The 14,283-nt window shown below is 62.0% G+C and carries 14 protein-coding genes; all 14 read right to left on the reverse strand.

Annotated features, from left to right (window positions below):
- Positions 1-828 precede the first annotated feature (828 nt).
- The 14 genes from JQC81_RS00250 to JQC81_RS00315 all read right to left on the reverse strand — a co-directional run bounded on the left by JQC81_RS00250 (position 829) and on the right by JQC81_RS00315 (position 14,282).
- Positions 829-1,173, reverse strand: coding sequence for a hypothetical protein (locus tag JQC81_RS00250; RefSeq protein ID WP_376772350.1), 345 nt, complete (start codon positions 1,171-1,173; stop codon positions 829-831).
- A gap of 794 nt (positions 1,174-1,967) precedes the next feature.
- Entirely contained in the window at positions 1,968-2,540 is a 573-nt protein-coding gene (locus tag JQC81_RS00255) for a HupE/UreJ family protein (RefSeq protein WP_246520096.1), read from the reverse strand.
- Between the two features lie 12 nt (positions 2,541-2,552).
- Positions 2,553-3,176 (reverse strand): urease accessory protein UreG, encoded by a 624-nt coding sequence (ureG, locus tag JQC81_RS00260; protein ID WP_203269716.1) that lies wholly within the window; start codon positions 3,174-3,176, stop codon positions 2,553-2,555.
- The gene (locus tag JQC81_RS00265; RefSeq protein ID WP_203269717.1) at positions 3,173-3,871 is read right to left on the reverse strand and encodes an urease accessory protein UreF; all 699 of its coding nucleotides are present in this window, start codon (positions 3,869-3,871) and stop codon (positions 3,173-3,175) included. The genes ureG and JQC81_RS00265 overlap by 4 nt, the downstream gene beginning before the upstream one ends.
- Positions 3,864-4,346, reverse strand: a complete 483-nt coding sequence (locus JQC81_RS00270; RefSeq protein WP_203269718.1) for an urease accessory protein UreE — start codon at positions 4,344-4,346, stop codon at positions 3,864-3,866. Before JQC81_RS00270 ends, JQC81_RS00265 begins: the two co-directional genes overlap by 8 nt.
- Before the next feature lie 2 nt (positions 4,347-4,348).
- A complete protein-coding gene (ureC, locus tag JQC81_RS00275) occupies positions 4,349-6,076 on the reverse strand; it encodes an urease subunit alpha (protein ID WP_203269719.1) in 1,728 nt (575 codons plus the stop codon).
- Positions 6,076-6,696: an urease subunit gamma gene (locus JQC81_RS00280; protein WP_203269720.1), complete on the reverse strand. Its 621-nt coding sequence runs from the start codon at positions 6,694-6,696 to the stop codon at positions 6,076-6,078. The genes ureC and JQC81_RS00280 overlap by 1 nt, the downstream gene beginning before the upstream one ends.
- A gap of 9 nt (positions 6,697-6,705) precedes the next feature.
- On the reverse strand, positions 6,706-7,548 hold the full coding sequence (locus tag JQC81_RS00285) for an urease accessory protein UreD (RefSeq protein WP_203269721.1): 843 nt from the start codon (positions 7,546-7,548) through the stop codon (positions 6,706-6,708).
- The gene (gene urtE, locus JQC81_RS00290; RefSeq protein ID WP_203269867.1) at positions 7,523-8,218 is read right to left on the reverse strand and encodes an urea ABC transporter ATP-binding subunit UrtE; all 696 of its coding nucleotides are present in this window, start codon (positions 8,216-8,218) and stop codon (positions 7,523-7,525) included. The genes JQC81_RS00285 and urtE overlap by 26 nt, the downstream gene beginning before the upstream one ends.
- Positions 8,219-8,220: 2 nt before the next feature.
- Complete coding sequence (gene urtD / locus JQC81_RS00295) at positions 8,221-8,973, reverse strand: urea ABC transporter ATP-binding protein UrtD (RefSeq protein ID WP_203269722.1); 753 nt, start codon at positions 8,971-8,973, stop codon at positions 8,221-8,223.
- A 3-nt stretch (positions 8,974-8,976) separates the two neighbouring features.
- Positions 8,977-10,113, reverse strand: a complete 1,137-nt coding sequence (urtC, locus tag JQC81_RS00300; RefSeq protein WP_203269723.1) for an urea ABC transporter permease subunit UrtC — start codon at positions 10,111-10,113, stop codon at positions 8,977-8,979.
- Positions 10,110-11,702, reverse strand: coding sequence for an urea ABC transporter permease subunit UrtB (urtB, locus tag JQC81_RS00305; RefSeq protein WP_203269724.1), 1,593 nt, complete (start codon positions 11,700-11,702; stop codon positions 10,110-10,112). Before urtB ends, urtC begins: the two co-directional genes overlap by 4 nt.
- A gap of 64 nt (positions 11,703-11,766) precedes the next feature.
- Positions 11,767-13,041 carry an urea ABC transporter substrate-binding protein gene (urtA, locus tag JQC81_RS00310; protein WP_376772351.1) on the reverse strand — a complete coding sequence of 425 codons (1,275 nt, stop codon included), beginning with the start codon at positions 13,039-13,041 and terminating at the stop codon, positions 11,767-11,769.
- Positions 13,042-13,463: 422 nt separating this feature from the next.
- A complete protein-coding gene (locus tag JQC81_RS00315) occupies positions 13,464-14,282 on the reverse strand; it encodes a sugar phosphate isomerase/epimerase family protein (RefSeq protein WP_203269726.1) in 819 nt (272 codons plus the stop codon).
- Position 14,283: the final 1 nt, after the last annotated feature.

Genomic DNA, 14,283 nt, shown 5'->3' on the forward strand with positions numbered 1-14,283 from the left:
TCTCTTGCGCCGTCACCGATCCCGTCACCGATGGTCCTGAGCACCAACGCGGCAAGCTTCCGGAGGTCGGTCTTGCGAGGACCTGTCGGAAGCGCTGATGGTCTGGCGGCTCAAGCTGTCGGTCGTTGTGAACACCACTGTGTCGCAACATCCGAGTGATGGCCGATTCGGTGTTGCGTGTGGAGTCGGTCAGCAAGAAATGATTAATGCTAATCCCGCTTTCCACCGGTCGGCCGGATCAAGCGAATCGAAAAGCCAAGCAAATCGAGTCAAGCCGCAGAGCGAATATTTATTTTTCGCCGTCCTGACGACTCACGCTTGACTCCAGTCTGGCCGATGCCAGGCGATGAATTCACTCTATACTGGCAAGACGATCTGCAAACTATACTCCACAACGGTGAGACTTCTTGCAGATGCCCCTATGAATCTTGATGCTTGTTTGCCGGGCCAGCGCAAGCCGCGCACCTCGGATTTGCCCCGGCTACCAGGAGCGGGGCCTATCGCCTGCATGACGTTACTGGACATAGACGTCACCCCGCTCCTGCCATCCGGCGGTCAAGTGAATCAGCGCTCCTGCCGGTTCAGCATGACTTGTCCCAGGGTACATCCCATACCCAGGATCCTTTCGCTCGCCGACCGAAGGCGGTGACAGTCAGTCCGCCGGTTCCTTCGTCTTCGCCGCACCGAACCAGCTCTTGATCTTGGCGAACATGGGATGGTCGGCCACCGAGGTGGGTGTTGCTGCGTTCCGCTGAACGGCAGCCATGCGTGTCCTCACCTCCTCAGGCGCCGGCCCATCAGCCTGCCGCCCGATCGCCAGCGCGCCCTCTAGGATTCCGATACGGTCCCGGAAAGACCAAATCTCAGGCGCGTTGTGATGTAGACATCCCGCTCTCGCTCGACCTCTGCGATGTCGGCGCAGGCCAAGCGGATGACGAAGGGCAGCAGGGACTGGCGCTCCTCATCGGTGGCTTCATCGTTCAGTTGCATCGCCAGCGCACATATCGGGCGCGAGAAGCAGTCCGGCATGTCCTGCACAGACCTGACGCGACGGTATGGAAAACCCGCTGCGACGATAGCCGCTTCGTTGATGCAGGTGCCGCCGTCCTGGCCCGGGAACGCGTGCGAGCCCTGTTTCAGCTTCCAGTTCAGGATGTGGTCGAAAGTGTCCATGGCAGCCGTCCTTGTGGCGTGCCCCCACCCTCGAAGAGTGATCCCCGGCCAGCCCTGCTGTCAATCGTGGTGGCAGCACCCCACACTCCGGGAGCCAAGGTGGGCATCTGCCGGAGGCACTCTGGGCGAACCTGTCCTCGGGGAGGATGCGGTCTCAACAGGGGCGCCTGCCGCTCAGGACCTTGCATCGTTCGGGATCAGACCCGCGGACATTGGGGGCGGGCTTTCCGGCCCGCACGACGCCAATGTCAAAATGACAAAAGGCCAGAACGTCCCGGCGAAATTTCACCCACGACTTGACGCCGGCGGCTCGAATTGTACATCATCATGTAGTCAACCAGGGCCGCACAGGCGGAGAAACCTTGGATTCTAAGGCATTCGGACAGTATTGGCAGAGTGTCCCGCTCCCTCCGCCATTATCTAAGTCTCTGAAAATAGATAGCTTTTTTCTTCAAGGCCTCTAACTTTAAGTGCCGGAATTTTTGTACCAATTCGGCGGAAGCCATTCCCTGGCAGGCATTCTCTAGATCCAAAGAGGGCTCTTCCGGCACCAACTTGCCTCTGTTCTCCGCCTGAAAACCAGCAAGTCCGGTTGTGGGCGACAAGCGGTTGCCTGTGCGGTCGATTTGACTAACGACTGCATTCAACCCGAGAGCGGAGCTCTGGGCAAAATCTGTAGTGTGCCAGTAGCTGACTTTCCGACGCAGAGGTGCACCTCTGCGTCGGGATTGCTCACGTAATCTGTGCCGGTTGGCTGTAGCTTGTATGAATACCCGCGCCGCTAATCGCCAGCCTCAACTCAGCGACAGAACTAGGCCTGCAATGCTGATGCCCGCACCTGCCCAGCGGTGGATCATCTGCCGGTGACTGAGGGCAGTGCCTACTGCGAGGCCCACCCCATGCAGAAGGATGGTCGCCGAGGCAAAGCCGAGACAATAAAGGCCTGCTGCGGCTTCCATCGGCATCTCGGCTCCATGGGCGTGGCCGTGGAAGATGGCAAATATTCCGGCCAGCATCATGGCAACGGAGATGACGCAGCGGGTCCCGGTAGCCAGAACTGCGCCGAAGACTATCACCGAAAAGGCAATGCCCGTCTCGACGGCGGGAATTTCAATGCTCATGAAGCCTATAATGCCGCCGACGAGCATCATGGAGGCGAAGGTCGCCGGAACGGCCCAGCGAGCCCGCCCACCGAGCGCGGCCGCGAAGAGACCGACGGCTACCATGGCCAGCAGGTGGTCAAGCCCCCCAAAGGGATGCGCGAAACCGTCGACTAGACCTGAAGCGGCATGGCCCCCCGTATGGGCAAGGGCCGGCACGGCCATCCCCATCACGGGAACGACAAGAAGGGAATGCTTCAATCTCATGGGATGCTCCTGTCAGGCGGCCGCGGCGAGGCCGCCGGCTCGTTCAATGAATTGCGCGATGGCGTCGACGCCGATACCGCCACGGATGTTGCTAAAGACATAGGGGCGCTGGCCGCGCATGCGCTTCGTGTCCTGCTCCATGATGGCAAGATCAGCGCCGACATAGGGCGCAAGATCGATCTTGTTCACTACCAAAAGATCCGAACGGGTGATGCCCGGACCGCCCTTGCGGGGGATCTTTTCGCCGCCTGCGACATCGATGACATAGATCGTCAAATCAGCGAGTTCGGGCGAGAAGGTTGCCGCCAGGTTGTCGCCGCCGGACTCCACCAGAACGATGTCGAGCTTCGGAAAGCGTTTGCGCATGGTCGCAATGGCCGCGAGGTTGATCGACGCGTCCTCCCGGATCGCCGTGTGTGGGCAACCGCCTGTCTCCACGCCCATGATGCGTTCGACCGGAAGTGCGTCGGCAACTGTCAGGAGGCGCGCGTCCTCCTTGGTGTAGATGTCGTTGGTGATAGCACAGATGTCGTAGCGGTCACGGAAGATCTTGCAGAGCGCCTCCATCAAGGCGGTTTTGCCGGAGCCAACCGGCCCACCGATGCCGACGCGAAGAGGTCCTGTATGAGATTTCATGAGCGGAAAAGCCTCGTATATTGGTTTTCATGGTGGAAGGAGCCGAGGTCGGCCCGGAATGTTGCGCCGCCGATATCATCCAGCGATAAGCCGATGGCTTCCTGTGCGACCTCCTGCACGGTCTGAGTCAACGCGGCGCAGACACGTGTGCCGGCTGTCTGCCCGATGGGCGCGAGGCGAATGGCTGCCGAGACGAGCGTTTGCACGAGCCCGAAGAGATAGGCGCTCAGGGTGAGCGGCAGAGGAATGCGATGCGCCGCAGCCGCCATGCCAATGGCAATAGGGAATGCCACCTCGCCGTCCAAATCGAGCAAGCGCGGAGCAGGCCAGGCGGCGAGGGTCGCGTCGAGGAAGCTGCGCCCCTGCTGGCTCGTCTCCAGGTACAACTCGGCGGAGGGGGAGAGCGCTAGGGCGAATTCGTTGACGTTCACGAGCGCGGCCTCATGGCCTGCCTCCAGGGCCCGGTAGGCGTGGCTCAGCAGGATCGCGTCGTTGCGGCCGAAGCCGAACGTCATCTGATCCCCTAGCCATGCAACGAGCGCCTCCTCGTCCGCCACGTCCCCTGTTTCGACTGCCCATTCCAGCGTGTGGGAATAGGCATAGGAGCCGACCGGGTAGGACGGGGACAGCCAGGCGAACAGCGGCAGGATGCCCTGGTCTTTCTCCACAACTTGCAGCAGGAGCGCATCATCCATGGCCGTGTCCATGGGGATGGCCGGAATGGCCGCCGTGCTCGTGCTGATGGTAAGCGCCCCGCACCGGACGGAACGGACGCTCGACGATCTCCGTCCTGGCGCCGAGCCCATGCAGCATCTCGAGCAGCACATGATCGTAGGCGATGTAGATCGCCTTCCTGCTGATTTCCGCCGGCACGTGCCGGTTGCCGATGTGCCAAGCCAGGGTGAGGAGATCGAGCGGATTTTCGGTCGAGACCTCGATGAGCTTCTCAGTCGCTGCCTTCACCTCAACGAGCCAGCCGCTGTCGAGGCGAATGGCGTCTCCGTCCTCCAGCACGTCGGCCCTGTCGAGGTCGAGCAGGAAGGCCGTGCCGCCATCGGCATACAGCAGGATGCGACGTCTGTGTCGGTCGCCGTGGTCGAGGGTGATGATGTCGACGACGTGGTCGGAAGCGACGGCGTCGCGACGGATGATGGATGTGGCGCGGATCATGATCAGAACAGGAAGTATCGTTGTGCCATGGGGAGGATTGTGGCCGGCTCGCAGACCAGAAGTTCGCCGTCAGCGCGGACATCATAGGTCTCCGGGTCGACCTCGATCACCGGCGTGGCACCGTTCAGCACCATGTCCTTCTTGCCGATGCCGCCGCGAACGTTCTCGACGGCGACAAGCTGCTTTTGGACACCCAGCCTTCCTGCAAGCCCATTCTCGACGGCGGCCCTGGACACGAATGTGAGGGAGGTCGCCGCCAGTGCCCGTCCATAGGCCCCGAACATCGGACGGTAATGCACCGGCTGCGGCGTCGGGATGGAGGCGTTCGGATCACCCATGAGTGCCGCCGCAATGGCCCCGCCCTTGATGACGAGATCGGGCTTCACGCCGAAGAAGGCCGGCGTCCAGACCACGAGATCGGCGAGCTTTCCGGCCTCGACGGAACCGATATGCCGCGACACGCCGTGGGCGATGGCGGGGTTGATCGTGTACTTCGCCACATAGCGCCGAACACGCAGGTTGTCGTTGTCGCCGGTTTCGCCGGGCAGCGGCCCGCGCTGCACCTTCATCTTGTGAGCGGTCTGCCAGGTGCGGATGATGACCTCGCCCACGCGGCCCATGGCCTGGCTGTCGGAAGACATCATCGAGAGCGCTCCGATGTCGTGAAGGATGTCCTCGGCCGCGATGGTCTCCTTGCGGATGCGGCTCTCGGCAAAGGCCAGATCCTCGGGGATCGACGGGTCGAGATGATGGCAGACCATGAGCATGTCGAGATGCTCGTCGATGGTGTTGACCGTATACGGCCGCGTCGGATTTGTGGACGACGGCAGCACGTTGGGAAGCCCGGCCACCTTGATGATGTCCGGAGCGTGACCGCCGCCCGCCCCTTCCGTGTGAAAGGCGTGGATCGTGCGTCCCTTGAAGGCGGCAATCGTGTCCTCCACGAAGCCGGACTCGTTGAGCGTGTCGGTATGGATCATCACCTGCACATCATAGGCATCGGCCACAGACAGGCAGCAATCAATGGCCGCAGGCGTGGTGCCCCAGTCTTCGTGGAGCTTGAGGGCGCAGGCGCCGGCTTGGATCATCTCCTCCAGTGCACCGGGCTGCGAGGCATTGCCCTTGCCCGTAAAGGCCAGGTTCATGGGAAAGGCGTCCGCTGCCTCGATCATGCGGGCGATATGCCACGGTCCCGGCGTGCAGGTGGTGGCGAAGGTGCCGGTGGCCGGCCCCGTGCCGCCGCCGAGCATCGTGGTGATGCCCGACATCAGCGCCTCCTCGATCTGCTGCGGGCAGATGAAGTGGATATGGGAGTCGAAGCCGCCCGCCGTGACGATCTTGCCCTCGCCGGCGATGATCTCGGTGCCCGGGCCGATGATGATGTCGACATTCGGCTGCACGTCCGGATTGCCAGCCTTGCCGATCCCGGTGATCCGTCCGCCCCGAATGCCGATGTCGCCTTTGACGATGCCCCAATGATCGAGAATGACCGCGTTAGTGATGACGGTGTCGACCGCGCCCTCGGCACGGGTCGTCTGTCCCTGCCCCATCCCATCCCGAATGACCTTGCCCCCGCCGAACTTCACTTCCTCACCATAGGTCGTGAAGTCCTTCTCGACCTCAATGACAAGCGAGGTGTCGGCGAGCCTGATCCTGTCGCCTTTGGTCGGGCCGAACATGTCGGCATAGGCTGCGCGCGGGAGTGAGGCAGGCTTTCTTTCACTCGTCATCACAATGCCCCCATCACGCCCTGGCGGAAGCCGTAGACCTCTCGCTTTCCGGACAAGGGCACCAGAACGACCTCCCGCGTGGAGCCCGGCTCGAACCGCACCGCCGTGCCGGGCGCAATATCAAGCCGCATGCCGCGCGCCTTCTCGCGCTCGAAGGACAGGGCCGGATTGGTCTCGAAGAAGTGGTAGTGGCTCCCGACCTGGATTGGGCGGTCGCCCGTGTTTGCCACCGTCAGCACGGTTCGCTCCGCGCCTTCGTTGAGGACGATCTCGCCGTCCTGGGCCATGACCTCACCAGGGATATCCGTGGAGGCTGCACCCCGGATGGGATGGTGCACGGTGACGAGCTTGGTGCCATCGGGGAAAGTCGCCTCGACCTGAACGTCGTGGATCATCTCCGCGACACCCTCCATCACCTGGTCGGCGGAGACGACATGCGCACCTGCCTCCATCAGCTCGGCGACGGATCGCCCGTCCCGCGCACCCTCCACCACCGCGTCGGTGATGAGGGCAATTGCTTCGGGGTGATTGAGCTTCACGCCACGCTCAAGGCGGCGGCGTGCCACCATGGCCGCCATGGCGATCAGGAGCTTGTCTTTTTCGCGAGGTGTCAGTTGCATTCCAAAATCCTAGCTGAGCCAGACGCGAGGCAGGGGCTCGCCACGAAAGGCGAGGAGAAACGGGCAGATGGCGGCCCGTAGCGCCTCGATGGAGACCGCGCAGAAGCGCACGGCGAGAAGGCCGTTCCAGGCGCTCGCCGCCGCATCGCAGCCATGCCTGGAGGGCAGCTGTTCGCGCACCGACTCCAGGCGATCCTCGGCATCCGGCGCCACGTGAATCAAGGTCGCTAGGGCGCGGGCGCCGTTGCCAACGACGGGCTTCTGCAGCAGCTCGGCAATCGGCCCGTCGAGCCGCAGCGTGTCGGCATAAATGAGCCGCGATCCTCGGCTAATGCGCCAGCGGTCGATGAACAATCCATCGACAATGCGTTCCGCCCTCGCCTCACGCCCGAAGACGACCGCCTCCAGCAGGGTCAGACGCCCATCTTCGGCAACATTTGCATCAAGCTGCCGATCGAGTCTCGCCTCATCGAACAGGATCGTCTCCTGCGGGATCCAATCGAGCCTTCCCCTCGCTCCTGCGGTGAGCTTCACCGTCAGATTGGAGACCGGCCCGTCCGAGCGATAGACCTTCTCCGCGGCAGGCGTCGCCACCGTCACGAAGGCATCCGCCTGCGACTCGACCTCAACGGAGAAACGGTCTCCGCAGGCAATACCGCCGGCCGTGTTGACGAGCACCGCGTCGAGCCCCGCACCTTCTCCCTTCGGGAGGCGGATGCGCATGGAACCGCTTTCCTCGATGCGCATCGGCCTTGTCCGCCCGTTCAGTGCGGTCGCAGCAAATGAAACCCGGCCGACCGCCCGCTGGCGCTGCGCCGGAGCGCCGTCAAATGGCAAGGCGCTGACGAACATCGTTCCCCTCCAGCGCTGCTCGGTCGCCATGCTGAACGATCTCGCCACGCTCCATCACTACGAAGCGGTCAGCCAGTTCACGGGCAAAGTCGAAATACTGCTCGACGAGCAGGATCGCCATGTCCTTGCGCCCGCGCAGGTAAGAGATGGCGCGACCGATATCCTTAATGATCGACGGCTGAATGCCTTCAGTGGGTTCGTCGAGCACGAGGAGACGCGGACGCATCACCAGTGCCCGACCGATGGCGAGCTGCTGCTGCTGCCCTCCCGACAGGTCGCCGCCCCGCCGCCCCAGCATGGACTTGAGCACCGGGAAAAGCTCGAACACCTCCTCTGGGATCTGCCGTGAGCCGCGCTTCAAGGGGGCAAATCCCGTTTCGAGGTTCTCCCTCACAGTCAGGAGCGGAAAGATCTCGCGCCCTTGAGGCACATAAGCGATGCCGCGGGCTGCACGCTCGAAAGGTTTCAGGCGAGCGATGTTTTGTCCCTCGAAAAGAATGCTGCCGCCGGAGATCGGCCGGTGGCCTGCTATGGCGCGGAGCAGTGACGTCTTTCCCACGCCGTTGCGGCCGAGCACGCATGTGACCTCCCCTACCGCCGCGCCGACGGACACACCTCGCAGGGCTTGGGCGGCCCCGTAATGGAGAGACAGGTTTTCGACTGCAAGCATTGTCATCGACCCAAATAGACTTCCACCACGCGCTCATTTGCGCTCACCGCATCGAGCGATCCCTCGGCCAGCACGGACCCTTCGTGCAAGCACGTGACTTTCACGCCGAGATCGCGCACGAAGGTCATGTCGTGCTCGACCACGATCACGGCCTTGCTCTTGGCGATGTCGCGGAGAAGGTCGGCGGTGTCGGCAGTTTCCTGATCCGTCATGCCGGCGGCCGGCTCGTCGATCAGCAGGAGCTTCGGCTCTTGGGCCAGCAGCATCCCGATCTCGAGCCATTGCTTCTGCCCGTGGGACAGCTCGCCCGCTCTGCGATGGCGCTGAGCCGTGAGGCGCACCCGTTCCAGGAGAGCGTCGATCCTCTCCCTCTCCTGGTTAGCGCGGCGCGAGAGCAGGGTCGCGAGAGGCCCGCGCTTGTTCTTCAGAGCGAGAAGCAGGTTGTCCTCGACCGTATGCATCTCGAAAACGGTTGGAGTCTGGAACTTGCGACCGATACCGAGTTCGGCGATGGCCGCCTCGTCGAGAGCGGTGAGATCGTGGGTGCCCTCGAACAGAGCCGTGCCCTCGTTGGGCTGCGTCTTCCCGGTGATCACATCCATCATGGTTGTCTTGCCGGCCCCGTTGGGGCCGATGATGGCGCGCATCTCCGCGTGGTCGATGGCGAGCGACAGCGCGTTCAGCGCACGGAAGCCGTCGAACGAGACGGTGACATTGTCAAGATAAAGCAGGGTCGGCGTAACCGGCGCGGTCATGGCTCACTCCGCCGCATGCGTGACAGGCTGGGGCGAGCGGCGCGCTCGCAGCTTCTGGCTGGAACGCTCCCACAGATCTCGGGCGGCCCCGAGAATTCCGCGAGGCATGAACAGCGTGACGAAGACGAAGAGGCTCCCTAAGGCGAACAGCCAAAATTCCGGCAGTGCGGCGGTGAACCAAGTCTTGCCCGCGTTGACCAGCAGCGCGCCGACGATCGGTCCAGCGAGGGTCCCACGCCCACCGACTGCCACCCAGATCACCACCTCGATAGAATTGGCGGGAGCGAACTCGCTTGGATTGATGATGCCGACCTGCGGCACGTAGAGTGCCCCCGCGATGCCCGCCAACATGGCAGACAGGGCGAAGACAGCGAGCTTGTAGTGCTCGACGCGGTAACCGAGAAAGCGCGTGCGGCTCTCCGCATCGCGCACAGCCACGAGCACCTTGCCGAACGTCGACCCCGCAACCCAGCGGCACAGCAGATAGCCGCCTGCAAGCGCCAGGACCGACAGCACATACAGGGCTATTCGCGTCGAGCCCGCCTGAACCGGGAAACCGAGGATCTCCTTGAAGTCCGTCAACCCGTTGTTGCCGCCCAACCCCATGTCGTTCCGGAAGAAGGCCAGCATCAGCGCAAAGGTCATGGCCTGGGTGATGATGGAGAAATACACGCCCGTAACCCGCGAGCGGAAGGCGAACCAGCCGAAGACCAGGGCAAGCGCTCCAGGCACCAGCAGCACCATCAGCGCAGCGAAGGGAAACCAGTCGAAGCCGTACCAGAACCACGGCAGTTCCTTCCAGTTCAGGAACACCATGAAGTCGGGCAGAATTGGGTCACCGTAGACGCCACGGGGCCCGATCTGGCGCATGAGGTACATGCCCATGGCATAGCCGCCCAGCGCGAAGAACGCCCCGTGCCCGAGGGAGAGAATGCCGCAGAAGCCCCAGATCAGATCGACTGACAGCGCCAGCAGGGCAAAGCAGACATACTTGCCGAGCAGCGGCACCAAATGATCCGACAGGTGCAGCGCCGATCCGGGCGGAGCCAGCCCGTTCATGGCCGGCACCAGGATGGCGGCGGCGGCCAGGAGCGACAGAACGAGATTGGTCTGCCGATCGAAGAGGGAGTGGGTTCTCATGCTTCGACCGCCCTGCCTTTGAGTGCGAAGAGCCCGCGCGGACGCCTCTGGATGAAGACGATGATGGCGATGAGCAGGGCAATCTTGCCGAGAACCGCGCCTGCATAGGGCTCAAGCAACTTGTTCGCGATGCCAAGGGTTATTGCGCCCACCAACGTGCCCCACAGGTTTCCGACACCGCCGAACACGACCACCATGAAGCTGTCGATGATGTAGCCCTGTCCCAGGTTGGGGCTGACATTGTCGATCTGGGAGAGCGCGACGCCGGCGATACCGGCCACACCCGATCCCAGCCCAAACGCCAGCGCGTCGATGCGGCTGGTCCGGATGCCCATGGAGCCCGCCATCCGTCGGTTCTGCGTGACGGCCCTCACGTAGAGCCCCAGCGGGGTGTATCGCAGCACGAGGAGCAGGATCGCGAAGACCGCAAAGGCAAAAACCACGATGGCGATGCGGTTGTAGGTCAGGCTCATCGTCCCGATGTCGAGCGCTCCGCTCATCCAGGCCGGTGTCCCGACCTCACGATTGGTGGGGCCGAAGATCGTGCGCACCCCCTGCTGCAGGATCAGCGAGATTCCCCATGTGGCGAGCAGGGTTTCCAATGGGCGCCCATAGAGGAACCGAATAACCGTCCTCTCAATGAGCACGCCAACCGAACCTGCTACCAGAAACGCAAGCGGCAGCGCTATGAGGAGCGAGGCTCCGAACAGTCCGGGTGCCTGGGAGCGGATGAGTTCCTGTACCATGAATGTGGTGTAAGCCCCCAGCATCACCATCTCGCCATGGGCCATGTTGATGACCCCCATGGTGCCGAACGTTATGGCAAGACCGATGGCCGCCAGCAGCAGGACAGACCCGAGGGAGATGCCGTACCAGACATTCTGAACGGCTTCCCAGAACGTGAGGCGGCTCCGGATACCGGCCGCCGCTTTTCCTGCGGCTGCCACGACGTCGGGCGGCGCGTTGGACGGTAGGTTCGACAGAAGGGCGAGCGCCTCCTGATCACCTCGAGCCCGCAGGGTTTCGATGGCGGCGAGCCTCTGCATGGGCAGGGCATCCTGCTTGCTCAGGAGGATGGCGGCACGGGCGTTCTCGAGGGCATTCCTGACATGGGTCTGGCCCTCCTGCGCAATGGCCTTCTCCAGCGTCGGCAGGACTGCCTCATCCCGGGAGCGGAATACGGCATGAGCCGCTTCCAGGCGCTTCGCTGCATCCGCGCTGAGCAATGTCAGGCTGCCGAGCGCAGCCTCGATGGAGCGGCGCACCCGGTTGTTGACCCGGACCGCCTTCAGCTCGCCAGCCGGATTGCCCCACACCTGACCCGTGGCCGCATTCGTAAGCTCTCCGGAAACCCGACGAATGAAGACTTGTCCGGCTCCGATGAGGAGCCGCCCGTCACGCAGGGCCTCGACGACGTCGATAGACAAGGGGTTGCCGCTGCTAGCAACGGCACCGATTGCGGTGTCCGTATCAGCATAGCTGTCATTGGCGAATTTGGGCAGCGCCTCCTCATAAGGTCCCGTCAAGGCAGCGGAGGCCATGCCAAGCAGCAGAACGAAGGCCCGCAGGATGGTGCGCAAGATATTCATGAAATGGACTTTGAACGGAGAGGGAGTAAGGGCAGCAAGGATCGCCACCCTCATCTTTGATCGGCTAGGAACCGCACTTCTTCGTCACGGTGTTGTAGTTGCCGCACTTGAGAGTCTGCCAGTCGGCGACCAGATCCTTCGAGCCTTCCAGGTGCTTCGACCAGGCATCGCCCGCGACCAGATCATCGGTCTGCCAGACGGTGTCGAACTGACCGTCCTCCTTGATCTCGCCGATCAGCACCGGCTTGGTGATGTGGTGGTTCGGGAGCATCTCCGAGACGCCGCCGGTGAGGTTAGGCACCTTGATGCCGACAATGGAGTCGATCACCTTGTCGGGATCGGTCGTGCCGGCTTTCTCGACGGCCTTCACCCACATGTTGAAGCCAATCACATGGGCTTCCATCGGATCGTTGGAGACGCGCTTCGCATTCTTGGTGAAGGTCTTCCACTTTTCGATAAAGGCCTTGTTGTCGGGAGTATCGACCGACTGGAAATAGTTCCAGGCCGCGAGATGTCCGACGAGGGGTTTCGTGTCTATGCCTGCGAGTTCCTCTTCGCCGACCGAGAAGGCTACGACGGGAATGTCGGTCGCCTTCACTCCCTGGTTGGCGAGTTCCTTGTAGAACGGCACGTTGGCATCGCCGTTGATCGTAGAGACGACGGCCGTCTTCTTGCCCGATGAGCCGAATTTCTTGATATCGGCGACAATAGTCTGCCAGTCGGAATGTCCGAACGGCATGTAACTGATCATGATGTCCTCGGCCTTCACGCCCTTGGACTTCAGATAGGCTTCCAAGATCTTGTTGGTGGTGCGCGGATAGACATAGTCGGTTCCCGCCAGAACCCAGCGCTCGACCTTCTCCTCCTTAGCGAGATAATCGACAGCCGGAATGGCCTGCTGGTTAGGAGCAGCGCCCGTGTAGAACACGTTGCGCTCGCTCTCCTCGCCCTCATACTGGACCGGATAGAAAAGGATGCTGTTGAGCTCCTTGAAAACCGGCAGCACCGACTTGCGCGATACGGAGGTCCAGGCACCGAAGACAGCGGAAACCTTGTGCTGGCTGATAAGCTCACGGGCCTTCTCGGCGAAGAGCGGCCAGTTGGAGGCTGGATCGACGACAACCGCTTCAAGCTTCTTGCCGAGCAATCCGCCCTTCTTGTTCTGCTCTTCTACGAGCATGAGCATGACGTCCTTGAGCGTCGTTTCGCTGATGGCCATCGTGCCCGACAATGAGTGGAGAACCCCTACCTTGATCGTTTCCTCTGCTTTTGCGGCCTGCGCCGTGGCGCTCGAAACCAGCGCCGCTGCAGTCAGCGCCATCAGGTTTCTACGCGTCATGTCGAATATTGACATAGGTCCTTCTCCCTTGCCTGCCCTGCTTCAGGTGCAGCGAGGGACCACTATGCAAGAAGCATGCCACGACTGCCGGAAGATAACGGCCTGCGCGGGCGATGACTGGGGAGTTCGGAAGCCGCAACCGAATCTGCTCAGAAAAGCGGCGAAAGCTCAAATACAAGGCTTGCGAAACAATGATGCAATCCGGAGCGAAAATCTCAGCTTCGTGCCATGAGCTGACATTCAGCATAGAGAATGTTCAGGTGCCGCCCGGGAAATTGATTGCCGCGAATGAAATCATGGGAATCGAGATTCACCCGTGAACCTGACTTGACGTCGTTCCAACGACCGTGTGGCCAATCCGGATTTTGCTTGCGACCATTCCGACGAGTGTAGAGTTCATGGTGAGGAGCACCACAATATCCTCACTCAAGACATCCTCGCAAATATCCGATCGCGCGGGCTGCAGATGATGGTCCGTCCGGTTCATAGATAAACGGCTCAATTCCAAGAAATCCGCTATATCCCTCCTCGCGAAGAGCCTGCAGGATTGGCTTGAAGTGGAGGCTGCCCTGACCCGGGCCTCGCCGGTTCGGATCGTTCAGGTGAACATGGGCGATCAGACCACTTGGGAGCCATGTCGATAGCAATCTGGCTGGGTCGCCGTCTCTCCCGCGCATTGCTGCCGCGCAATCGATCATCGTGCGAAGGGCTGGAATATTGATCTGTCTGACCAAGTCAGCAGCTTCTGCGACGCTCGTCACGAAGTTGGTCTCATCCGGTGCGAGTGGCTCTATGCAATAGACCACACCGGCGGCCGATGCATGTTCTCCAGCCGTCGTAAAGCACTCCGCACCAAAAGCGCGCTGCTCGCGCTCATGTTCTGGTGTCAGCTCGCGCTGGCGAGGCGAGCCGTGCACGAGGTAGTGCCCGCCTAGTTCCGCGCAAAGATCGATCAGACTCCGCATCACATCCACCGTGCGTTGTCGGACCGGGGCATCGCGGCTCGTGATCGACAAGTTATCCGGTTTCATCAGGAGCCAATGCAACCCCGTGATTCCGATGCCTTCGCGCGAGGCGATCGAGCGCAACTCGGCGATACGGGCCGGTGTCAGACGGTGCGGCTCATCACCGAGAGTAAAAGGAGCGATCTCGAGCCCATCGTATCCGAGCTCACGCGCAAGCGCGCATTGCTGAGGAAATGGCAGGTGTCGCACGACTTCGTTGCAAAGGGACATAAGCATA

It is taken from the genome of Microvirga arabica, from assembly GCF_016811235.1.
In the GTDB taxonomy this organism is placed as follows: domain Bacteria; phylum Pseudomonadota; class Alphaproteobacteria; order Rhizobiales; family Beijerinckiaceae; genus Microvirga; species Microvirga arabica.